Source organism: Niallia sp. FSL M8-0099, assembly GCF_038006945.1.
Lineage (GTDB): Bacteria > Bacillota > Bacilli > Bacillales > Cytobacillaceae > Niallia > Niallia circulans.
The window spans coordinates 1007051-1031281 of sequence record NZ_JBBOWF010000002.1 but is presented as its reverse complement, the minus strand read 5'-3'; the positions used below and the strand labels follow the sequence as shown (position 1 = coordinate 1031281).

The window sequence follows — 24231 nt, the reverse complement described above, 5'->3', positions numbered from 1 at the left end:
TCCTTTTCTTCTTTTAATGGTGACAGGCACCACAAAAAGACATTCTATCAATTTTGTCCATCTGAGAAGTACAAAACTATGCATTTAAGGAGTTTCCAATCATATGGAGGCTCTTTTTCTGCTTTTGATTAAATAAATAGAATCTTTATTACTATAAATATAGAAAAATATGGATTATATTCCTAATATATAGAAGGAAATAGGTAAATATAGTATGATAGCAACGGAGGGGAAAATGATGAAAAAAAGTAGAAAGATAATATCTATTTTTATGGCGTTGCTATTAGCTTTTGGTTTATCATCAAATGTTTTAGCAAACAGTAATGAAATGCAGCAATCATCTTTAAAGAATGGACAGATTCAAACAAGCATTACTAAGCAGGAGAATCTTCGTAAGAATAATAAGGGGAATCAGAATTATTTGAATCCTAATGACTATCCATTAATTAAACAAGGTAGTTTTATTGACTCGTTGGTTGATAGTGTGGGAAGCACGCACTTGCTTACATATTCTTCTACTACCGAATATACGGACTCGAAAATGGAAGTCTCCCTTAAGATAGAAAACGACGATTATTACAAAGACCCTTATTTGGATGTGAATTTTTACACAGCTAACAATGGAGAAATAGCTTATATAGGTACTTCCACTAGCTATTTGGGATCATATTCAGGGGTTGTATCTTTAGGAATAACTTTGGATAAATCACTGTATCAGGAAGATCCATATATTTATATGAGAATTGGTACATATAGTAGTAATGATGATAGCTATTACTCAGATTCCACTTATTTCAAAGTAGTGAATCCTTTTTATAATGGGGCCTCAGAACCGCCCGATGGTCGTTACTTTGAGTTAATTAGTAATGAATCCCCTGATGAAAATAACTATGAATCTACTGGTTATTTTCAAATAAACAATGAGGAGTATAGCTTTAATAAGAAGATGGATCAAGATGCTTACAAACTGGACTTTGTAAAACCGTTTGATCCAGAAACAAGTGATAGTAGAAAGCTCAACAAAAATATGCGCTCCATTCAAAAAAGCTATCAGGTTGGGGCAAATAAGAGCTTTTGGGTAACAAATGTAGAAACAAATCAAGATTATCAGTTAACTGCAAGCCTGCTTTACAGTGGGAAACATGCGAATGTCTGGGTTCATAATAACCAGCTTTCTAAACAGCAGGCGGAACAATTAGGGAAAGAATTCGATGATAAAATTTATACATCAGATGTCACGAATTTTGGAAATGAATCAGATGTGGATGGGGATGGAAAGGTAAATATTTTAACCTATGATATACAGGATGGCTTTAGTGGCAGCGGCGGTTATGTTGCAGGATACTTTTCACCGCAAGATCTGTATGCTTACTCTACATCCAATCGCTCAGAAATCTTTTATATCGATACCTATCCGCTCATGGGAATGTATTCGTCAAAAGATGTGTCTGCGGCCTATTCTACTCTTGCCCATGAATTTGAGCATATGATTAACTATAATCAAAAAGTATTTGTTCAAGGCGAGACTAGTATGGATGTCTGGATGGATGAGGGATTAGCGATGGCTGCCGAGCAAATCTATCTAGGAGAAGCACTTCAAAGCAGAATTGATTATTATAACAGTGCTTCAAGCATAACAAATGGACACTCCCTAATCTATTGGGATTATTATGGCGATACGTTAGCCAACTATTCCTTATCTTATTTATTTATGCAATATGTGAAAGAGCAAGCAGGACAAGGAAATCAGATTTTTAAGCAAATCATTAACAATAAGAACTCAAATTATCTTGCTATAGAAGAAGTCATGCAAAAATATACTTCTAACATTACATTTGGCCAATTGATGACAAACTTTAGAGGAGCACTCACATTAAAAGAAGATTCAGGTCCTTATGGCTTTAAAGGAAATGCCTCATTTGATTCAATTAAAGAAAAGCTATACAACGGCAATTACACATACTTACAGGGTGGCGGAGCAATCGTTAAAGCGATTCAATCTGAAAAGGAATTTACGGTACCGGCAAGTAAGGGGCAAAACATTACGTATACTCTTTTAACAAAGAAAGATGCAGCGATTGTGAAACCTGCAACACCTAGTGTAACTGAAATAGGAGATTCTGATCTTGTAGTGAGAGGCAAGGCGGATAAGAATACTGCCATAGTCATCGCGAAAAATAAATCGGTATTAGCAACGGGCTATTCCGATTCTAATGGTTCCTTTGCTGTTTCTATCCCGCGCCAAGCAGCAGGCACCAAGCTAGTTGTTTACGCAGAGAGAAATGGAGTGAAGAGTGAAGAGACAACCGTTACAGTCAAGGACAAAACGGCCCCACCATTACCAAAGGTGAATAGTGTCAGTGATTCTGCAACAGTTGTTACAGGTACAGTAGAGGCGAAGGCAAAAGTTACGGTGAAAGCTGGTTCCACAATATTAGGGCAAGCAATGGCTGATGAAAAAGGTGCTTTCCAAGTAAAGATTGTTAAACAAAAGGCGGGTACGAAGCTAATAATCTATGCAGAAGATGCGGCGAAAAATAAAAGTAAAGAAGTAGTAGTAAAAGTAGTAGACAAAACGGCTCCTGTTATTTCGAAGGTTAATCCTGTTGGTGATACGGCGACCTCGGTAACAGGGATAACAGAAGCAAAAGCAATAGTAACCGTAAAAGCAGGCAGCAAAATTTTAGGAAAAGCGACAGCAGATACAAAGGGTGCTTTCCAAGTAAAGATTGCTAAACAAAAGCTTGGCACTAAGCTAACAGTCTATGCAGAAGATGCAGTGAAAAATAAAAGTAAAGAAGTAGTGGTAAAAGTAGTAGACAAAACGGCTCCTTCTTTATCAAAAGTAAATAGCGTAAGCGACTCTGCAACAGCGGTAACAGGTAAAACAGAAGCAAAAGCAACAGTAACCGTAAAAGCAGGCAGCAAGACATTAGGGAAAGCAGCAGCGGATGCAAAAGGGACGTTTAAAGTGAAAATTGCGAAGCAAAAGGCAGGCACTAAGCTAACAGTCTATGCAGAAGATGCAGTGAAAAATAAAAGTAAAGAAGTAGTGGTAAAAGTAGTAGACAAAACGGCTCCTTCTTTATCAAAAGTAAATAGCGTAAGCGACTCTGCAACAGCGGTAACAGGTAAAACAGAAGCAAAAGCAACAGTAACCGTAAAAGCAGGCAGCAAGACATTAGGGAAAGCAGCAGCGGATGCAAAAGGGACGTTTAAAGTGAAAATTGCGAAGCAAAAGGCAGGCACTAAGCTAACAGTCTATGCAGAAGATGCAGCGAAAAATAAGAGTAAAGAAGTAGTGGTAAAAGTAGTAGACAAAACGGCTCCTTCTTTATCAAAAGTAAATAGTGTAAGCGATTCGGCAACAGCGGTAACAGGTAAAACAGAAGCAAAAGCAACAGTAACCGTAAAAGCAGGCAGCAAGACATTAGGGAAAGCAGCAGCGGATGCAAAAGGGACGTTTAAAGTGAAAATTGCAAAGCAAAAGGCAGGCACTAAGCTAACAGTCTATGCAGAAGATGCAGCAAAAAATAAAAGTAAAGAGGTAGTGGTAAAAGTAGCGGATAAGACGGCCCCAGCCAAGCCGACTGCAAGCACCGTTACAACGAAATCTACTAGCATTTCTGGAAAAGCAGAAAAGAATGCAACCGTATATGTCTATAAAGGAAAAAGCAAGCTAGGGAAAAGTGTAGCTGGAAAAAATGGTACCTATAAAATTACTATAAAAAAACAAAAGAAGCATACCGTTTTAACTATTTATGCACAAGATAAAGCGGGAAATAAGAGTAAAAAAAGAGAGCTAAAAGTGAAATAGAGACAGGATCTGCACCTTCCCGCGTGGAAGGTGCTTTTGCTTGTGGGAACTACTTTGAAACCGAGAGCTTTCTCAGGTAATTAATAGTTCATTATTACAGCATTTCGATGGTTTACTAAACGACAGCTCCTACCTCTAAAGAAAATGGTAAGATAATATTAACTAGGAAAGGAAGGGGACTCATCATGTTTCCCTAAAAGATGAAGGATTTGAATATAGTAAGACAAAACTAAAAACAGAAGTAATCAATATACATAATTTAGAAGAAGGCTTTCCTCAATTAAATTACGATTAAGATTCACATTTGACTTTGGCTCGGGAACATTTTCTCATGAGGTAACTTGGTCTAACCCTGGTATAGAAACAGCGCGTCTCAATTGGAAAATCTCCATCTTTCTGGAGAAACTTCAGCCATTGAACCCGACATTTCATTTAGCTATCAAAAGATGGAGGGAAATTTATATACATTATAAATTCATTTTGATAATGGAATGATTCATACAAACATGGGAACAGACTCAGGGATTAGTCTTAGATTAATAGTTAATAGACAGTCTTTAATAAAGTTGGGAATGCAGCTAACCAAACTATTACACCATACATAATAATTTATCATAGTTAAGTATAAAAATTCTTCCCCTCATCTCCATTCTAGATGAAGATATTATTGCATGACTCATAATATGTCATAATATCTGAAAATAAAAAATATTGTCATATTTTCTGACAATATAATAGATTTTCAAAAAAGTTAATAGTAATATACGTTTATGTTACTTAATTTTGAAACATCGTTCCGTTCAGTGAAACACTGCCGGTAGAAAGACATACAAGGGTTATTTTGAGGAGAGGAGCAGGTTTTGATAGAAAGATGACAGGATAGAATCGGTTATATTTAAGTTAAGGGAGGATTTATTCAGTGAATATGAAAGCATATGAAACTTCAGAGGTATCGGAAAAGAAGATAACGGGTTATCAGTGGAAAACGCTATGGTCTTCAACGGTTGGATATGCCATGGATGGGTTAGATATGATGATTTTGGCTTATACGCTGCCGCTCATAATTGCTTTTTTTGGCATTAACCAAGCGCAAGCGGGAAGCCTTTCTACTATTACATTGCTTGGAGCTGTAATTGGTGGAATTGTATTTGGGGTAATGGCGGATAAATTTGGGCGAGTACGGGTGTTTACTTGGACTATTTTAATATTTTCTGTTTTTACAGGTTTATGTGCTTTAGCTCCTAATTTAGAAACATTTGCGATTTTTCGCTTTTTAGCTGGTTTAGGTCTTGGTGGAGAATTTGGAATTGGGATGACGCTTGTCAGTGAGACTTGGCCGAAGAAGTATCGCTCTCGTGCTACATCTGTAGTAGCGGTTGGATTTCAGTTAGGGATTGTTCTTGCTACTTTAACCGTATTGTTTATTGCACCGAAATTTGGATGGCATGGTGTATTCCTTGCAGGGGTAGTACCAGCGGTTTTTGCGTTTTGGTCCCGCAAAAATTTAAAGGAACCAGAGATTTGGACAAAACTTAAAGAAGAAAATAAAAATAAAATTGCGATTGGACAATTGTTTGCTTCAAAGGAAACAACGAAGATAACGATTGGCTTAATTATCGCCACAAGTGTTCAAAACTTTGGCTTTTATGGCATTATGACGTGGATGCCGACGATGCTTGCTTCGGAACTAGGCTACAATTTTAATAAAACAACTTTATGGACGGTAACAACAATTGTCGGGATGATATTAGGGATTTTAATCTTTGGTTATTTGGCAGACAAAATTGGACGCAGACCATCTTATATCACTTTCCTGATTGCTGCGGCAATTATTGTTTGGGTCTATTTCCAAGTAACATCGACAGCAGCTTTATTGCTTCTTGGCGGCGTATTAGGATTCTTTGTAAATGGGATGATGGGTGGATATGGAGCCCTGCTAGCAGAGCATTATAATACAGAAGTCCGTTCCACTGCAGAAAACATTATTTTTAATGTAGGGAGAGCAATCGCGGGATTTGCGCCATTTATTATTGGTTATATTTCTCTTAATCATTCTTTAAGCTATGCACTTAGCTTATTGTCCGGTGTTTACATTTTATCTGCACTAGCATTTATCTTTTTAATTCCTGAATCAAAGGATAAAGAGATTGTTTAAGAATTAAGGTTACAATCTATATTTTAAGAGAGAAGGGTGTTTTTATGACACCTTCTCTTATTTAAAAAATGGAACGATGTTCCGCCTAGAGAAACTTTTTTTTAAAAGGAGAGACATGGCTTGGAATGGTTAAATCGCTTTACAGTTGTAATGGACTGCCTCTCTTCTAATGCCAATATAGGAATGGGTGTCAGTGAACTTGCGAGAGAGACAGATTTAAGTAAGGGTACGATTCATCGAATGCTTACAAGTATGTGTGAACATCAGCTTGTTGTGCAGGATAAAACGACTAAACAGTATTATCTAGGACCGAAAACGATGCTGTGGGGCAGTCAATTTTTAAGATTGCAGGATCCGATTAAATTACTGGGCAGATATGGAGAAAAATTATCTAATGAAACCAATCTGTATACCTTCATTTGTCGTTATCATGGAGGCGATGTCTATTGTGTTTACACCCATCAGCCATCAGATCTGCGCAATAAATATTTTGTTCATGTGGGACAACGGATGCCGATTCATAGTGCCGCAGCAGCAAAAGTAATTTTGGCGTATCAAGAGGAAGCAATGATTGAGAAGATGGTGCAAGAGACACCCTTTGAAGCTACCACCCCCTATACGAAAACGAATCCTCTCGATATCAAACAAGAACTAAAAGAAATCTATCATTCCCAACTTGCATTTTGCATTGAAGAATTGGAAATAGGCGTATCTGCTATTTCCGCGCCAATATTTTATGATGACAAAAAAACGAATGTCAGTATCAGCATTGTTGGCGAAAGTGACTATATCGAAATGCAGCAAGAAATATTAGTGAAACAAATAAACGAAGTGGCCAAAGAGGCAAGTGAACATATGAAATCTATGCATCTATTAAGTTCTATTCGCTTATAAAGAGAAGGGCGGAGCTCCATGGCCCATAATCAAGGAGATAGAAAGATGGATCGAAAAAGAAGATACGAAGAACTGTTGAATAATATGAATCAATATAATTCGGGAACGAAAGGAATCACAAGAGTGGCCTTTACAAATGAGGAACAGGCATGCAGTCATGCCTTTATGCGTTTGTGTAAAAATGAGGGCCTAGAAATTAGAATGGATTATTGCGGCAATATTATTGCGAGAAGAGAAGGAAAGCAAAAAGATCTTCCACCAGTTGTCATAGGGTCCCATCTAGATACCGTTTACCAAGGTGGTAAATACGATGGCGTAGTAGGAGTTACAGCAGGTTTAGAAGTGATAAAACGCCTCAATGAACAAAACCTGGAAACGGAACATCCGATTGAGATTATTTCTTTCGCCTGTGAAGAATCGTCTCGATTCGGGGTCTCAACGGTTGGAAGCAAAGCAATGGCAGGAACACTGCAAAAGGAGAAGTATCGTCATCTGAAGGATAAGGATGGAATTACCTTTGAAAAAGCTCTTTCACTTTGTGCTCTGCGATTTGATCAATTGGATTTGGCAAGCAGAGCGACAGAACGTTTTCAAGCTTTCTTTGAATTACATATTGAACAAGGTCCGATTCTGATGAATACCAATAAGAAAATTGGGATAGTAACAGGGGTTGCGGCACCCGTCCGCTTCATTATTGAAGTAAAAGGCGCTGCTTCACATTCTGGTACAACACCGATGAATATGCGCAAGGATGCATTGCTTGGGGCAAGTGAACTAGCGCTTGCTTTAGAAGAAGCAGCGAAAGAAGAACAGCATAACGGTACCGTCGCCACAATCGGGGTGCTTTCCATTCCAATGGGGGCGATGAATGTGGTACCAGGTACAGTCGAAATGAAAGTCGATATTCGCTCCACTTCGACTGCCTCTAGAAATAAAGTACTCACTGCTCTTTTAAAAAAAATGGAGGATGTTCAGGAAAGACGAGGTTTAACGATAACTTCACAGGAGATTAGCAAGGAAGAGCCTGTTCAGTTATCAAAAGAGCTTACTTTTCAAATAGAAAAAATTTGTCTGGAAAAAAAGCTTCCTTATCAATGGATGCAAAGTGGCGCTGGGCATGATGCCATGAATATGACTTCCTTCGGTCCAGTTGGGTTAATCTTTATTCCGTCTTTAAACGGGATTAGTCATCATCCAGATGAACATACCGATTTAGACGATATTTTAATCGGAATTGATGTATTAGAGGCAGCTGTATTACAGCAAGCAATAGCCGTGTATTAATTAAAGAAAGGAAGGAGAGAAAAAGGATGGCAGTGAAGGCAGAAATAATATTTAACAAGCAAGTAAGCAAGCGGTATTTTCATTTAAAAGTAAAAGTTCCCAATCAGCAGCTATTCCCAGTTCAAGCGGGTCAATTTTTTCATATCAAATGCAGTGATGGACCTAAGCCCTTGTTACGCAGACCACTTAGTATTTTTCGCATCAATGAAGCAGAAAGTACATTGGAGTTTCTTTATTTAGTAAAAGGAGTTGGGACAAAGGTTTTAGCGGAGCGAAAGTCGGAAGAGACGCTGGATATACTTGGTCCATTAGGGAAGGGATTTAGCATAGCGGAAGGAAGTGAAAATATTCTTGTTGTTGCTAGAGGTGTAGGAATTGCCACCCTTTCCGCTCTTGCTTTCAAGATGAAAAGTAAGAATATTTCGTGTTTTGCGATTGTCAGTGCTAGAACAGAGGAAGATTATTTAGTGGAAGCGGAGTTAAAGGCAGCCGGTGTGGAAGCTGTGTTTGTAAATGATGAAGCAGGAACGAGTGATCCTCAGTACGTAAAACTTTTAGCAGAAACATGGATAAGCGAAAAAAAGATAGATGGCATCTATACATGTGGATCAAGAAGACTTTCTATATTAATGAAGGAATTAGCATATGAACATCAGCTTTTTGCAGAAATCGCCTTGGAAGAAAATATGGGATGCGGGATTGGTTCTTGCTATGGGTGTGTCTGTCAGATTGAAGAAGAGGAACGCATCCGGCCAGTCCGGATTTGTATGGAAGGTCCAGTCTTTCCGTTAGAAAAGGTGGTATTTGCATGAGTGGCTTGGAAGTAACATTAGGCAATCTTCATTTGCGAAATCCGGTTATGCCAGCGTCTGGAACATTTGCGGAACAAATGACTAATTATATTGATATCAATCAGATTGGGGCCATTATTCCCAAAAGCATTACAAAGAATCGGCGAACAGGCAATCCTACCCCTCGTATTTGTGAAACAAAGGCTGGTGGCATGATTAATTCGATTGGGATTCAAAGTGAGGGATTAACGTATTTTAAAGAAAAGACAATCCCCTTTTATGCAGCTTTTTCGACTCCTCTTATCCCTAGTGTGTCAGCCGACAGCATCGAGGAATTTGTGGAGGTTAGCGCAGAGCTCGGTGCTATGGACGAGGTGGATGCCATTGAATTAAATATTTCCTGTCCCAATTTGAAAAATAATGGGATGGCGTTTGGCATGGATCCATCTATCTCACATGAATTAGTAAGCCAGGTACGAAAGACGACAAATAAGCCGCTCATTCCGAAGTTATCTCCTAATGTAACAAGTATTGTGGAGATTGCCAAAGCTTGTGAAGCAGCCGGCGCCGATATTTTAACGGTTTCCAACACATTTTTGGCTATGTCTATTGATGTTCATACTAGAAAACCGAAGATCAGCAATGTAATGGGCGGCTATTCCGGCCCAGCTATTTTGCCCCTCGTTGTCCGAATGGTTTACCAAGTGTATCAGGCAACCTCCCTTCCGATTATAGGATGCGGAGGCGTCATGAATGGAGAGGATGCCATCGAATTAATGCTCGCGGGTGCGTCCGCTATACAAATTGGCACAGCTTCCTTCGTCGATCCAGAAGCAATGATAACGATCCGCGATGAAATAGAAGCCTATATGCAGGCACATGGAATAAAGGATATACAAGAGATTATTGGTGGAGTGGTGGTTCGGTAGTCGGATGGATGGAGGGTTGGCTGAAAAGGCAGCGGTTTTGGCTGAAAAAACGAAAGAATGGCTGATATCCATGCCGTTTTGGCTGATAAACCCCAAAGAATGGCTGATATCCTCGCCGCATTGGTTGATAAATCAATTTTTTCATATAAAAAAGGAGTGGAGAATATGTTGTGGGATCATGTTATTAAAAACGGCTATTTATATACCGGAAATGGATTTGAAAAAGGACATCTCTATATAAAAGACGGAAAGATTGCGGCCATCTCTCAGGATGAATTAGCGGGAGAAGCGGCAGAGGTAACAGATGGAGAGGGATTATATGTTTGTCCTGGCTTTATGGATACCCATATCCATTCAAGGGATCCAGGTCCAACGTATAAAGAAGACTTTTATTATAGCACCCAAGCTGCAGCGGCAGGTGGGATTACGACTGTTTTTGAAATGCCGAACACTAATCCTCCTATAAATAATGTCGAAAATTTTGAGAAACAAAAGAAAAACCTTGCGGCCAAAGCACATGTGGATTTCGCCATATGGGGAATCTGCTTAGGGGATGCTAACCGAGAGGATATCGTTCCACTGCATCATGCTGGGGTTATTGGCTTTAAGTTTTTCTGGGGCTATGCCATTAATAAAGAGACTTATCAGTTGATGTATAACTATAAGGATGGAGACGAAGGCGTCATTCCGCCGCTTTCAGATGGAGAGGTCTATAGTATTTTCCGAGAAGTTCAAAAAACGGGACAAATTCTTGCTATTCATGCGGAAAATAATCAAATAATTCAACGGCTGACAGAGGAAGTAGAAGCTTCCGGGAAAAGAGATTATGAGGCACTTCTGCAAGGACGCCCGAACTTAGCAGAGGAAATGACCATTCAATCTGGGATTGCATTGGCGAAAAATCTTGGCACTAGACTGCATATTCTTCATGTAAGTACAGGAGAAGGGGTAAAGTTAATAAGACAAGCGCAAGCAGATGGCTATACAAATATTACATCAGAAACATGTCCGCATTATCTCTTTTTATCCAATGAGGATTATGAAAGAGTTGGCCCGCAGATGAAGGTATATCCGCCTATTAAATATAAAAAGGATCAGGAAGAGCTGTGGAGAGGAATTCAAGATGGTACCGTAACGGTTGTCTGCTCCGACCATGCTCCTCATACCGAGGAAGAAAAGGATGGCAGCTTATGGGATATTCCTGCTGGAATGTGCGGTGTTGAAACATTAGCACCACTACTATTAAACGCAGTAAGCGAAGAGAAAATCTCTTTAGTCGATGCCTGTAAACTCCTTTCCGAAAACCCAGCAAGGCAATATGGAATCTATCCGCAAAAAGGATCATTACAAGTAGGAACCGATGCAGATATTACAATAGTAGATATGAAGAAAAAACATACTATTAAAAGAGAAGAGCTCCACAGTAAAAGCAAGGTAACAGCATACGACCAAACTCCTATTACAGGAATGCCAGTCGCCACCATTGTCCGCGGAACAAAAGTAATGGAAAACGGCCAAATTATCAGTCAACCAATTGGAAGAATCGTGGTGCCAGGAGGGAATGAGAGGGACGGTTCTTCTTTCCAGCTTAGGAGCATAGGTGATTTGTGATTGCTTCTATTAAAGTTTTGTAGATAAAAAGACAGTATCGAAAAACAGGAGGAGAGCGGGATAAATGAATAAAAAAGAGAAGCTAGATTCTTTTATAAAACTATACCACCTAATCAACTTTTACTACGAAAACCGCGACCGCCCAGCAGATGGAGAATTCGACTTCTTTGAAGAAGTAAAAACCAATTGTGAAACATTAGAAATTGATTACGATGCGTTTATCCAGGAACTTCGATTGCAACGGTTGTGAGGGGGGAGAAGGGAATCAGAGGGAAGGCTCTGGATTCCCTTTTTCTAAAGGATTTTATGACTTATTGGAGTTTTTTTCTGTTAAACTTAATCATCAATAATAATAAAAGTATTGATCCAGTTTTTTTAAGCAATTATTAAGGAACTGAAAATGATGGTTAACATCAACTTTACTTATAAAGCTTCACTGTATCCTCCAAAAAATTTAAGTATTCAGCAATAAAAGCTTTAGGCTTTATAATTTTCACCTTATTACCGAATCCCGCTAAAAACTGGTAGGCAAATGGATTCATCGGCAATTCAATAGTGGCAAGATAACTTTCTGAGTTCCTCTTGTTAACAGCGTTCTTGCCATATCTCTCGATAAATTGATCTCTGACTGCAACGTCTATCAATAGCTGTACATTAACTAAATCTTGTTGTTCATTATGTTGCTTTTCTGCTTCCAATACCTTATCGGTTCTCGGTATAAAAAAACCGCCTTTGTTGATATTAGTCATCCTCGTCAATTTAAAGGTTCGATAATCTTTCCGTTCTAAACTATAACCAAAAAGGTACCAATGCATTTCTCGCAAATGCATCTTATAAGGTTCTACAACTCTGGAAGTTATATTTCCTATTGAATCTACATACTCAAATTTTACTAACCAGTTATTTTCCATTGCTTGTTTTATTAATAAAACATCTTCATCTATTTGACTTCTTCCTTTCCAATCATAAAAAGTTACATCCAATTTTGGAGATATATTTGCACTGGTCATTCCTTTGATTTTTAGAATAGTCGTTTGAATTTCTTGATTTGTAATCAGCTGCTCAAAACCACCTAAAGCTACGAGTATATTTTCAATATCCTTCTGATTTAGTAATCGTTTATCGAATTTATACTCATCCATTAGTGCATATCCACCTTCAGCACCATATTTCGCATAAATAGGGATGTTTGCATAGCTTAATGCTTCCATATCACGTTGAATCGTTCGTTTCGTTACATGAAAAAGTCGACTAAATTCTGATGCGGAAACAACTTCTTTTTGTAATAAGATCATTACTATTGAAATAAGTCGCTCAATTTTTTTCATTTTCTCCTCCTATATACGACATATAGTTGTCGCTTATGTCCTATTATACTTTAAATATAAAAAGGAGGAATTAAATATGAAAGCAATAGGTTATTTACAATTCGATGGAAAAGCAGAAGAAGCGCTAGACTTCTATGAAAAGGCATTACATGCAACAAATGTAAAAAAGGTGAGATTTGGCGCTTTTGGTCAAGATCCTAATGCTCCATTAACGGAAGAAGAGCAAAACATGATTATGGAATCTCGTATTGAGTTTTCAGGGAATCTTCTAATGATTTCTGACGTCCTGCCTTTTATGCAAGTTATGACGGGCGAAATCGTAAAAGGGAATACCGTCTTAATCAGTATTATTGATGCAGATCAAAATAGGAATCAGCAAATATTTGAAAAGCTTGCAGAAGATGGTACTGTAATCATGCCGTTAGCTTCTACACCATGGTCAGCAAGTTTCGGAATGGTAGTGGATAAGTACGGGGTAACGTGGAAATTTAACAGTGAGGCGAGTAAATTTCTAGATAGTTTTAAGTAGGCGCAGGCAATACAAAAATTGTACTAATAGTTCTTTGTAAAAAAAATCCCTATCTATTTTCAAATAGATGGGGGTTATTTTTTGCTGTGATTTTCTAAAAGTAGAATGTGTTTCGGTAGGCAAGTCTTGCAGTATGATAACTGCTAGAGTACCATTAATTAAAAATAAATTAGATGAGGGGATAACAAATTTGAAAAAAGAAGTAGTAATCTTAATTGCGATTGTAATACTTGTTGTCATAATTTATGAGTTTATCGATTGGAGAGGAAAAACAGAGGATAGAGAGACAGAACCCAAAATAAACCAGGAGCAAGAAACTGGAATCCAATCTCTTTATGTTTCACCAACAGGAAATGATCGAAATGATGGAAGTAAGGAACATCCCTTTCAAACATTAAAAAAAGCGGCAGATAAAGCGGTAGCAGGGACAACTGTTTATATTCGTGAGGGGATTTACAAAGAACCGCTCACAGTTAAACATAGCGGCAAAAAACAACTTCCGATTGTCTTTCAAGCCTATGACCAAGAGAAAGTAATAATTAGCGGTGTGGAGATGGCAGAAAAAGAAGAGGAGACATCTCTAATAACCATTCAGAATAAAAATTATGTTTCTATTAAAGGATTAATAATGGAAGACTTATCTACTAGTCTTGCTGATGAAACAGTAATGGGCATATATATAGCAGGGTCAAGCAGCCATATTGTGATAGAGAACAATGTAGTAAGAAAAATCAGCACCATGAACGAGGATGGGAATGCACATGGAATAGCAGTTTATGGAACAGAGGGAATGAAGAATATTGTCATTCGCAATAATGTGGTCCAAGATTTAAAGCTTGGAGCAAGTGAAGCACTTGTCTTAAATGGTAATATAGACGGATTTATCATTGAAGGGAATACAGTTCGTAATAATGATAATATTGGCATTGATCTAATTGGATACGAAGGAACGGGAAAAAAGGATGATTTCACCCGTAATGGAATAATCAAAAATAATATAGTATATAATAATTCTTCATTTGGTAATCCCGCTTATGGAGAGGATTATAGTGCAGCGGGGATATATGTAGATGGCGGCAAAAATATAAAAGTGAAAGCTAATACGGTTTATCTTAATGACCTTGGGATTGAGGCAACATCTGAGCATCGAAAGAAGTATGCAGATAATATTGAGATTACCCACAACATAGTTTATGAAAATGTTTATACCGGTATATCTATTGGGGGATATGACGAAGAGCGTGGCGGTACTACCAACACTATTATTGCAAAAAATATTCTCTATCAAAATGATACAAAGGGGTTAGAGGGGGGACAGCTGCTTCTGCAATATGATACCAAAAAGAATACCATCCAACAAAATATCATGACAACTAGTTCTTCACAGTTATTTATCGTTAATGAATTTCAAAAAAATGTAGATAATCGACTAGTGAAAAATATTTATCATAAAGAAGAGAACAAACAGGGAAGATGGATCTGGAAAGGAGAAGAATATACAGATTTTATAGATTTTAAAGAAGCCTCCAACAGTGATAAGCAATCCATGTATATTGATCCAAAATATAAGAATCCCTTAAAGCATGACTTTGACTTGAAACCAAATTCCCCTGTATACGATATTTTGAGTGAATGAGTAAGAAAGCAGGGGGGCTTCTGCTTTCCTTTTGTTTTATTGATTCCCATTTTATTCTAAGTGCTTTTTTGAAATACAGCTGACTACTTGTGAAAGAATATGCACTTGGTATTACACTCAATACCATTCAGAATGAAATTATACCTTTAAATAAAATAGTAATTTTGCAGTATATATAGCTAAAGTAAATGCAATCAGTCAGTAATATATGTAAGCAAACATTAAAGTTATGTAACGAATACAAATGAAATGGGGGCTTAAATAGTTGAAAACCATTTTTTTATTGAACTATGGTTCTGACTTAGAACATGAAAGAATAGATACTTTAGTCAAAGAAATGTTAATGCCATTTAGGAACCTTGGATATGATAAAATCAACAAAAATATTTCTAAGAATCCAGATGTAAAATTAATCATAGATACTTTTGACATTAATAAAGAGAAACATATAGAAAACCTATATTATCTAGAAGAGTTTTATATAACAGATAAGCAGTTTGAAAGATTTAAAGAAGAATTTACAAAGTTTAATGGACAGCATCTATATTGCAGGCCGAATCACAGAGGACATTACTATATTAATATTGATAATACAGAATATACTACACGTGTGTTCGTTACTCTTGATAATACAGAATTAGTAGTAGTAGATGATGAATCAATTTATAACGATGATTTAAGAAGAAAGGTTTATCATTTACTTGAAAATTTTCAGTCGCTTGAAATATCGCTAGATAAAGTACCCAACTACGAAGATAGAGAAAAAATAGTTCAAAAATGGATAAGCAAAATTATAAATTTTTAATAAAAAGGAATCTTATTTATTATTGTAATTCCTTTTAAAATAATGAATTCTCCTAGAAAATATCCTATTAAAACCATAAAAAATTTTCATTATTTTTGATAAACTTATAATTGAATTGGAGGTTAGATGAGTATGAATGTAACGGAATTTCAGCAATGGGTAAAGGATTATTATGAAGGCAGAGGCTGGTCTGATCTAGACATATTTATTCGAATTGGCTTTTTAGCAGAAGAAACAGGTGAGGTAGCACGCGCTATAAGAGCTCTTGAAATTGGTAGAGACAGGCCAGATGAAGTAGTAGGCTCATATGAGGAAAATAAACAGGAGTTAACGGAAGAACTAGGTGATGTGCTGGGTAATTTAATAGTAATTGCCAACAAGTACAATATTCCACTAGAAGAAGTGTTTCAGTCACATAAAAAGAAACTATCTGATCGTTATTCACAAACGACAACTTCTCAATCGCTTTATTGATATTATTTCAAATATTTTCTCCCCAGTTTTAGGTTTGCTAGCTGCCACAGGTATTATCAAAGGTTTTAATGCATTATTCGTGGCATTTGGCTGGATCAGTAATGTACTAGTAAATGCTCAGACAGGCACAGTGGAGTCTACCTATGGAATCTATGCCTTATTAAAATGCGATAGGCGATGGTTTCTTCGTATTTTTGCCAATCTTCTTAGGTTATACGGCAATGAAAAAATTTGGCGGAACACCTATGTTAGGGATAGCTATCGCTACAGCTTTGGTACACCTAACTCTTGTGGATATCAAAGCGCTTGATCCAATTATGACAGTTTTTCAAGGAACACGATTAGAATCACCAATTCAAATCGAATTTTTAGGGATTCCCGTTGTTCTAATGACTTATACATCTAGTGTTATTCCGATTATCTTAGCAACCTATTTTGCGGAAAAAGTAAAAAAATGGTTAGTAAAAGGTAATGCCAGCGGTGGTAAAAAGCTTTTTTGTTCCACTATTCATCTTGTTATTGATTGTCCCGCTCACATTCTTAATTATTTTATACGAGTTAGATAGTCTAAAAGTATGCCACTACCACCCGTAGCAAAACTGGTTGTTTTTGTTACAGTAATTTGATTTCTTATTTATGCTGTTGTTGTAAAAAACTTCAGTATATTCCGAAGAGCCATTCAATGAAATAAGGCTTATTGTGCTTTCTTGGCAGTTTTTTGAAGAAAGAATTGGTTTTGTAAAAGAAGGAGCCCAGAAGAGGTTGGGAATTGCCTGATGGTATTGTAGAAACCAAAGAGGCAATTAAAGATGCAGTAATTCAGAAAAAATATCTTTAATATGTGGTGATTAGGTATACCTGTAAGTGGGGAACTACAAACAAGTTCAGAAAAGTTTAGAAGTTGTACTTTTTATTATTGAAGAGGCTTTAAATCTGATTGAGAATAATGACTATAAAGATATATCGGAAGCTGGTTTCAATCTTTTCAGAAAGGATTCAAAAGACTTCAAGCTTTGGGATTTTTGGTTTGCTGTAATGAGAGGGAAAAGTAATAAGAGAGAGTGCTCAAAAGTCAGACTTTTGGCACTCTCTTCCTTTTCTTGGTTTATTTTTAATAGCGTAATAAGGAAACACAAATTATGGATTACTTACCATTTCACATAATTTGAAAATATCTCATCATTAAATTGATCAGCCCCATCCACATTTGAACTCTTAAATACTGGAGGGGTAATACCAGCTTCTATTAAAAGCTGTAGAGATTCAACGATGAGAGCTTGAGCAAGGAAGCATCCAACGGCATCTGAAGTAGCTCCAGAATAAATGTCAGAGTTTGAGATCCGGAAACCAGCATCACCGATAACAGCGCCATTATCGAGTACTACATCAGCAAGTTCATAAAGTTTTTTTCCGCTCTGGTGTCTTGAAGTTACACTTTGAGAATGTTTAATGCTCGTCATAGCAATGACCTTTGCTCCCTTTTTCCTTGCCTCTATAGCCATTTCAACGGGTACAGTATTTCTTCCTGAGTTTGATACAATCATAATTACATCTTTGTCTGATACTTCATGTAAATTTAAGTACGACTTCGCAAGTCCTTCGATTCTTTCAAGATAGGTGCTTTTATTTGGGCGTTCATGCAACATTAACTCTGGAGGTAAAATAGCTGTGACTAAGGCAAGTCCACCTGCACGATTATAAATCTCTTCGGCAATCATATGAGAGTGCCCAGAACCGAATACATAAAATCTTCCACCCGACTTAACAGCTTGTGAGATGAGGTTAGCACCTTCTATAATGGCTTCTTCTTGTGTTTCTTGAACTTCCATTAAAATATTGTTAAAGAATTTACTATAATCCGCAAATAATGATCCCATTGTTCTTCCTCCATTAAAAGTTTTTATTTTGAATTTATTACTATGATAGCTTTTAAGCTTTACCATCCATAACGATGAGTGTCCCATCCTTTTTCAATTAGAGTTTGTTGGGCATACAATAACGTCTTAGATGGTATATCTTTCTCCACTGCAACACCTGATCCGATAACGCAATTACTGCCTACTTTAGTTCCCGGCATATATAGACTCAAAATACCGGTCCGAGTAAAGTCGCCAAAATAAACAGCATTTCCAAATTTCTCAGGAATTTCTCTTCTACCATTCACCTTTTGAGTTTGAGGCAGATCATCGAAACGAGTAATACCTACTGTGACTCCAGCAGCGATATCTGTTGATTCACCTATGATTCCGAACACTTCACCAAAATGTATAAAACTGACGTTATCAAAGGTAATACCGCTAAATTCTGCACAATGTCCAATGCGATTTTTACTCCCAATGACGCTATCAGGACCTATCCTACAAAAGTTTTCTATGCGACAATGAGAACCTATTACTACGTTTCCTTCTATAGTTACACCATTTTCAATTTTTGTATGATCTCCAATAATCGCATTTCCTTTTATCGTTACATATTTTCCTATTTCCACATGTTCTCCAAGCTTTATACATCCTTGAATATCAGCTGTCGGATGGATATTACAAGTCTCAGGAATATCATTATGTTGAAGTTTATTTGTCATAACCGATAGCGCCAGCTGATTAGCTTGCATTAGGTGCCAAGGCTTATCTATATCAATTACTCCATCTGTGATAGGATAGGATGAAACCGTATATCCTTCTTCTACTAACCATTGTAGACTTTGCTCAAATTCCATCTCGTGTTGTGGCATAACTCCTGTCGGTACATTTTTCATGAAACCTGGGTTATGGTGCAACATTCTCTTCAACGCTTTTGTACTTAGAGCAAAGACGCCTATGAGTCGCTCTTGTACATAATGAGGACGAGGGTGACCATAAATATTCTGAACACTGTTTCCGGTCCCTTTGGAAATTCCAAACCAATCAGGTGCAAATTCATTTGTTATAGGTTTAGATAAAATGAGTGTATCTACAGTATTAAGTTCTTTTTGATAGGCATCAACAAAACTAGTTAATCTCTCTAGAGTAATAAAGATATCTCCATACATGATCAACAAATGTTCGTCGTTAACGAGGGACACTACTTTTTCTAAACTATCTGCAGTCCCCTCAGTTACCGAGAGTTCAATAGTTTCAACTCCTTCAAAATCGCAAACAAGAGATTTAATTCTGCGTCCTAGATAACTAGTCACAATAATAATCCGGTCAAAAGACAAGCTCTTAAGATGGTTTACGAGATGAACGATATTTCCTTGGTTAGCTACTGGTAATGCTGCCTTAGGCCAATAATCATTATATGGCCACATTTTTTTTCCTTTACCTGCAGCCAATATAATAGCTGTTTTCACATCAATCACTCCGTATGTTTATTTAGTCAATTTAATCAAACCCTAAAAAGTAATGCAGTACGTCCTTTAAGTTGTTTAAATCTAATGAATCATATCCATAAAGATTTACACCATAATTCGAATTTATACCTCCTTTATAAATTGATATATACCAATTCTCTTTAATTATTATAAAAATATGTATATAATGTCAATAGAATAATCTTAAATAAAAGGAATGTGAAACATGAATAATAAAAAAACCCCTTTATATAAACAACTGAAAAAGGAAATTATACAAAAAATTGAAAGAGGGGAGTTGAAACCGGGTGATGTGTTACCACCTGAAAGAGAACTTGCAGAATTATTCGAAATGAGTCGTATGACGGTGAGGCAAGCTATTTCAGAATTGGTCAATGAATATATTCTCATAAGACGACACGGCAGCGGGACATATGTAGCTGAATCTAAAATTCCACAAGGTAGGCGTTTAAAGAGCTTTAGTGAGGACATGAGAGCGCGAGGGCTGTTGCCCGGATCCAAGGTTCTAGAGAAAACAATAATTGTAGAACCTCCTGCAAACATGATTGCTGATTTAAAATCTGAGGGAAAGATTCTTATGCTGAAGCGTTTAAGATTGGCAGATTTGTATCCTTTAGCAATTGAAACAATAATGCTGCCGATTGAAAAGTTTAATAATCTTGAAAGTAGAAACTTCGAGAACGAATCGCTATATCGAATCTTAGAGGATGAATACAGTATAAAGATTACAAAGGCTCAACAAAAAATCGAGGTAAGAATGCCTACTCCTCAGGAATCAGAATTACTTGAAATAAACTACTCTGTACCCGTCTTTCATTTTAAACAGATAACCTTTGATCAAAATAACGAAATTTTCGAGGTTGCTCATTCAGTATATAGGGGAGACAGATATGAAATAAATACTGAAATTTATAGCTAGACTATGACTACGAATCCAAAATAAGGGATTCGTATTTTTTTAAAATTAAATTGACAAAAATATCAGGTAAATATAAAATTTATGTAAATTGGTTCGTACCAATTTAGGATTGGTATAAACACTAAATAATTGGTGCTCTCGTTATGTTATTGCCGATTTATGGCTCCATTTTTCCGTTTCCGGCCTGGCCATATAATTTGGTATTGATACTAGTTTTGGTCTATATCTTAGTTGGTTTCATTTTAGGATTAGTCCTAAAAAAGAAAAACGCAAAACCTTGTACAGGATGTTAGTAAAATTATTAGTTCAGATGGTTCAGAAAAAATGTAGAAAAGGTGATAAAATGAGTGGTTTGTATGGATTAGTGGATATTGGAGGAACTAAAACCCTAATTGGAATAGCCACTAATGAAAAGATTATTGGCACACGTCAGTTGATGTCTAAAACTATAGAATCACCACAAATGCTGATAGATATTCTTATGAAAGAATTCGATTCATTAATAGCTGAAACGGACCATAAATATGGAAGGTTAAACTCGGTCGGTATAAGTGTCCCGGGTCCGTTAAATCGAGAAAATGGAGTTATTCATTTCACAGGAAATTTAAAGTGGTCCAATTTTAAGATTGTGGAAGAACTAAGAAAAAGGCTCAATGATATTCCGATAATCATAGATGATGACGCTAACGCTGCTGGTATTGCAGAAGCGATTTATGGAGCAGGAAAAGGCTATAAGAATCAAATATATTTGACAGTCAGTACAGGTATTGGAGGTGCAATCATTATAGATGAAAAACTATATTATGGAAAACAAGATCTTGCGGGCGAAATCGGCCATATGACGGTATCACCAGACGGACCACCATGCTCCTGTGGGAATTTCGGTTGCCTAGAAGCTTTGGCTTCTGGAACATCTATTGCAAAAAAAGGGGAGCAATTTTGATTCAAGAGCAATCTGAAGTATTATTAGAACTTGCCGGTAAGAATTCAGTTACTGCTGAAATGGTTTTTGAGGCAGTTAGGTTGGGAGATCAAGCCTGTTTTTCTATCATCCAACAAACTTGCCGATATTTAGGGATTGGTTTGGCAAATATAATACAAATTTTCAACCCTGACGCGATAATTTTAGGAGGCGGAATTATGAATAATCAGTCAAAACTATTAATTCCATTAATAGAAAATGAAATGAATCAACGCTTGTTCAAAATTCACAGGGGTCATCTGGATCTTAAATTGGCTGCACTTAGCGGACAGAGCGGTTTATGGGGAGCGTGGCATTTAGCCAAAAATTTCCCTTCTAGAGCGGAGAGAAACTCATCATGCCATATTTAATAGTAAATGCTGATGACTTTGGTCTTTCAAAAGGAGTAAATTACGGAATTATTGATGCACATGTAAGTGGAATTGTTACATCAACAACGCTAATGGTGAACATGCCGGCAGCGAAACATGCCTCAAGCCTAGCCAAAAAATATCCTTCTTTGGGTGTTGGAGTTCACCTCAACCTAACGGCAGGTAAACCTATTCATCAAAATGTTCCATCACTAGTCAATCAAAAGGGATATTTCCATAGCAAGAAAGAAGTTTTAAACAAGGCAAATGTAATTGAGATAGAAAAAGAACTTAGGGCACAAATGAACGAATTTTACACTTTTGGATTGAATCCTACTCACATAGATACTCATCATAATTTACACGGCACAGAGCCAGTTTCTTCGATTGTAAAAGTTTTGGCTGAAGAGTACCGGCTGCCAATACGTCAATTAAATAAGGATGATTCAGCGATAAACACTCTAGAGTTTTGTTCTAAATTCCATGATGATAATGCTTCTTATGAAACTTTATTGGATATTTTTGAGCGTGCAAGTGTGACCCCTTTAGAAATGATGTGTCATCCAGGTTTTGTTGATCAACAACTTTTAAATCACAGTTCTTATAATATACAAAGAATAAAGGAATTAGGTATATTAACTGATCCCTTTACAATAACTGCCATTCAAAAAGCTAGTATCCAGTTAATATCTTACAAGGAGCTCAGATGGTAATAATTCTGTCTATATGCAGTACTTTTCAATTTTTACAATTATATGTGTTCAAAGATATATTGCAATGGCAACGATGTTAGGGATTGTAGTCATTGGTGGTTTAATCCCGCAACTTGTACAATTAGCCACTCCTTATGTACTAAAAGTGGGAGGTGCAGAAATAAAGTTCCAGGAAATCTTTGATTGGATTTTACCTAGCTTACATCCCTTAGCTATTACAGTTATTAGTTTCCTATTAATTAAGTAAGGTTTTAGTGCAATCAAAATTTTAATGGGAATGATTATTTTTTGTGTATTGGGTAAATAGATTGGTATTTTATAATGAAAAAGGTGATAAAATGAATATTTATTGTGGATCAGCTAAAGTTGATATCACACCTACTGAAAGTAAGCTTTTAGCAGGTTATATGGCTACAAGACAATCTAAGGGAATTCATGATCCAATTTATGCACGAATTGTTGCAATCAGATCTCAACAGACTTTTATAATTCTAGTTAGCTTAGATTTGATTTGTATAGATCAAAACTATACAGTCGAACTTCGCAAAAAAATTTCAGACCAAACGAATGTTTCAAAAGAATGTATCTTCCTTCACGCTACGCATACTCATTCTGGTCCAGGGGGGACTATTCAGGAAACATCTCCCATCTGGAGAGCATTTCCTGATTTATGGATGCCATACGATAGAATACTTGTAAATGAACAACATAAAAAAATTGTTGAGGCTGTTAAACTAGCATTGGAAAATTTAGAAGAATGTAAAGTTAGTATTTGTGAGGGGGAAGTCAGCGGCATTGCTGCTAATAGGATATCATCTGAAATAGAATATTCCTCAATTTTAAAAGTAATAGAATTTGAATATTGCAGAACGAACAAAAAGATTATAGTGTATCACTTTGCATGCCATCCAACGATAATGAATAGAAACAACCTTCTAATTAGTGCTGATTTCCCTGGAGTAACTAGCTCTAATTTAGAAAATGAAAATAATGTAGAAATTGCATTATTTATAAATGGTCCGTCAGGTGATATTAGTACACGTTTTACAAGAAAAGAGGCAAGTTTTTATGAAGTAAGAAGGGTAGGAACAGTATTATCAGCAGCGGTACTGGAATTATTAACTCACAAAAAACAAATCAAGGTTGATACCATAAGTTCTAAAATAGAGAAAGTAGATTTGGCCCTTCGCAACATAGAAGATTCTGCACAACTGCAGCATAAATTGCACGAACTTAAACAAAGACATAAAATCCAAAGAGTAACAGCTGGAAATAACTGTGCCTATTTAAGAAAGATAGAATCAGAGATTGAAGGTGTTTCTGCATTAATCAAGAAATCAGGAGCGTTAGAAAATTCATTAACCATTTCTACCGAAATACAAGTATTAAAGCTGGGTGAGATCTTATTTGTATCAATACCTGGAGAAATATTTAATGAAACTGGAACAGAAATAACTAATAACTACAACGGAGTACCAGTATTCATAGCTGGTAACACTAACGACTACATAGGATATATAGTCCCAGAAGGCTACTATGCGAGTGACAGCTATGAGGCATATATGACGTTATTAGAAAAAGGATCCTCAGAAAAAATAAGAGACACAATACTCTATATGATGGACCAATTATAGGTGAGTATTTTACTCCATTAATGGCGCGATT

General features: G+C 36.6%; 21 protein-coding genes and 1 pseudogene. 19 read left to right on the top strand and 3 right to left on the bottom strand.

The window, feature by feature from the left end; genetic code table 11:
• Nucleotides 1-235 precede the first annotated feature (235 nt).
• The 8 genes from NSQ92_RS19665 (at nt 236) to NSQ92_RS19630 (ending at nt 11731) form a co-directional block, all read left to right on the top strand.
• Nucleotides 236-3817: an Ig-like domain-containing protein gene (locus tag NSQ92_RS19665; protein WP_341153112.1), complete on the top strand. Its 3582-nt coding sequence runs from the start codon at nt 236-238 to the stop codon at nt 3815-3817.
• Between the two features lie 925 nt (nt 3818-4742).
• Nucleotides 4743-5972 carry an MFS transporter gene (locus tag NSQ92_RS19660; RefSeq protein WP_341153301.1) on the top strand — a complete coding sequence of 410 codons (1230 nt, stop codon included), beginning with the start codon at nt 4743-4745 and terminating at the stop codon, nt 5970-5972.
• A 120-nt stretch (nt 5973-6092) separates the two neighbouring features.
• Nucleotides 6093-6866, top strand: coding sequence for an IclR family transcriptional regulator (locus tag NSQ92_RS19655; RefSeq protein WP_061799402.1), 774 nt, complete (start codon nt 6093-6095; stop codon nt 6864-6866).
• An 18-nt stretch (nt 6867-6884) separates the two neighbouring features.
• Nucleotides 6885-8150 carry a Zn-dependent hydrolase gene (locus NSQ92_RS19650; RefSeq protein WP_341116609.1) on the top strand — a complete coding sequence of 422 codons (1266 nt, stop codon included), beginning with the start codon at nt 6885-6887 and terminating at the stop codon, nt 8148-8150.
• Nucleotides 8151-8176: 26 nt separating this feature from the next.
• Entirely contained in the window at nt 8177-8962 is a 786-nt protein-coding gene (locus tag NSQ92_RS19645) for a dihydroorotate dehydrogenase electron transfer subunit (protein WP_328282979.1), read from the top strand.
• Nucleotides 8959-9870 (top strand): dihydroorotate dehydrogenase, encoded by a 912-nt coding sequence (locus tag NSQ92_RS19640; RefSeq protein WP_341153111.1) that lies wholly within the window; start codon nt 8959-8961, stop codon nt 9868-9870. The genes NSQ92_RS19645 and NSQ92_RS19640 overlap by 4 nt, the downstream gene beginning before the upstream one ends.
• A gap of 165 nt (nt 9871-10035) precedes the next feature.
• Entirely contained in the window at nt 10036-11481 is a 1446-nt protein-coding gene (allB, locus tag NSQ92_RS19635; protein WP_047941968.1) for an allantoinase AllB, read from the top strand.
• 64 nt (nt 11482-11545) lie between these two features.
• A complete protein-coding gene (locus NSQ92_RS19630; protein WP_061799388.1) occupies nt 11546-11731 on the top strand; it encodes a hypothetical protein in 186 nt (61 codons plus the stop codon).
• A gap of 169 nt (nt 11732-11900) precedes the next feature.
• On the opposite strand, the gene NSQ92_RS19625 is transcribed toward NSQ92_RS19630, so the two are convergent.
• On the bottom strand, nt 11901-12809 hold the full coding sequence (locus NSQ92_RS19625) for a helix-turn-helix transcriptional regulator (RefSeq protein WP_047941969.1): 909 nt from the start codon (nt 12807-12809) through the stop codon (nt 11901-11903).
• 76 nt (nt 12810-12885) lie between these two features.
• Between NSQ92_RS19625 and NSQ92_RS19620 the strand changes: the two genes are divergently transcribed.
• From NSQ92_RS19620 to NSQ92_RS19600, 5 genes and pseudogenes are all read left to right on the top strand, one after another.
• A complete protein-coding gene (locus tag NSQ92_RS19620) occupies nt 12886-13338 on the top strand; it encodes a VOC family protein (RefSeq protein WP_047941971.1) in 453 nt (150 codons plus the stop codon).
• 190 nt (nt 13339-13528) lie between these two features.
• Nucleotides 13529-14974: a right-handed parallel beta-helix repeat-containing protein gene (locus NSQ92_RS19615; RefSeq protein ID WP_047941973.1), complete on the top strand. Its 1446-nt coding sequence runs from the start codon at nt 13529-13531 to the stop codon at nt 14972-14974.
• 265 nt (nt 14975-15239) lie between these two features.
• Nucleotides 15240-15779 (top strand): hypothetical protein, encoded by a 540-nt coding sequence (locus NSQ92_RS19610; protein WP_341153110.1) that lies wholly within the window; start codon nt 15240-15242, stop codon nt 15777-15779.
• A 132-nt stretch (nt 15780-15911) separates the two neighbouring features.
• The gene (locus tag NSQ92_RS19605) at nt 15912-16253 is read left to right on the top strand and encodes a MazG nucleotide pyrophosphohydrolase domain-containing protein (RefSeq protein WP_047941978.1); all 342 of its coding nucleotides are present in this window, start codon (nt 15912-15914) and stop codon (nt 16251-16253) included.
• A pseudogene (locus NSQ92_RS19600) lies at nt 16234-16802 on the top strand (PTS transporter subunit EIIC); the annotation flags it as partial. The gene NSQ92_RS19605 and the pseudogene NSQ92_RS19600, both read left to right, overlap by 20 nt.
• A 599-nt stretch (nt 16803-17401) precedes the next feature.
• On the opposite strand, the gene NSQ92_RS19595 reads toward NSQ92_RS19600, so the two are convergent.
• Both NSQ92_RS19595 and NSQ92_RS19590 read right to left on the bottom strand, forming a co-directional pair.
• The gene (locus NSQ92_RS19595; protein ID WP_047941982.1) at nt 17402-18130 is read right to left on the bottom strand and encodes an SIS domain-containing protein; all 729 of its coding nucleotides are present in this window, start codon (nt 18128-18130) and stop codon (nt 17402-17404) included.
• Nucleotides 18131-18189: 59 nt separating this feature from the next.
• On the bottom strand, nt 18190-19581 hold the full coding sequence (locus tag NSQ92_RS19590; protein WP_047941983.1) for a sugar phosphate nucleotidyltransferase: 1392 nt from the start codon (nt 19579-19581) through the stop codon (nt 18190-18192).
• A gap of 226 nt (nt 19582-19807) precedes the next feature.
• Between NSQ92_RS19590 and NSQ92_RS19585 the strand changes: the two genes are divergently transcribed.
• The 6 genes from NSQ92_RS19585 to NSQ92_RS19560 all read left to right on the top strand — a co-directional run bounded on the left by NSQ92_RS19585 (nt 19808) and on the right by NSQ92_RS19560 (nt 24200).
• A complete protein-coding gene (locus NSQ92_RS19585; protein WP_061799376.1) occupies nt 19808-20521 on the top strand; it encodes a GntR family transcriptional regulator in 714 nt (237 codons plus the stop codon).
• 343 nt (nt 20522-20864) lie between these two features.
• The gene (locus NSQ92_RS19580) at nt 20865-21464 is read left to right on the top strand and encodes an ROK family protein (protein ID WP_341153109.1); all 600 of its coding nucleotides are present in this window, start codon (nt 20865-20867) and stop codon (nt 21462-21464) included.
• The gene (locus tag NSQ92_RS19575) at nt 21461-21853 is read left to right on the top strand and encodes an ROK family protein (RefSeq protein WP_061799370.1); all 393 of its coding nucleotides are present in this window, start codon (nt 21461-21463) and stop codon (nt 21851-21853) included. Before NSQ92_RS19580 ends, NSQ92_RS19575 begins: the two co-directional genes overlap by 4 nt.
• On the top strand, nt 21841-22566 hold the full coding sequence (gene chbG / locus NSQ92_RS19570) for a chitin disaccharide deacetylase (RefSeq protein ID WP_341133074.1): 726 nt from the start codon (nt 21841-21843) through the stop codon (nt 22564-22566). Before NSQ92_RS19575 ends, chbG begins: the two co-directional genes overlap by 13 nt.
• Nucleotides 22567-22579: 13 nt before the next feature.
• The gene (locus NSQ92_RS19565) at nt 22580-22813 is read left to right on the top strand and encodes a PTS system mannose/fructose/sorbose family transporter subunit IID (protein WP_047941986.1); all 234 of its coding nucleotides are present in this window, start codon (nt 22580-22582) and stop codon (nt 22811-22813) included.
• A 61-nt stretch (nt 22814-22874) separates the two neighbouring features.
• A complete protein-coding gene (locus NSQ92_RS19560) occupies nt 22875-24200 on the top strand; it encodes a neutral/alkaline non-lysosomal ceramidase N-terminal domain-containing protein (RefSeq protein WP_341153108.1) in 1326 nt (441 codons plus the stop codon).
• Nucleotides 24201-24231: the final 31 nt, after the last annotated feature.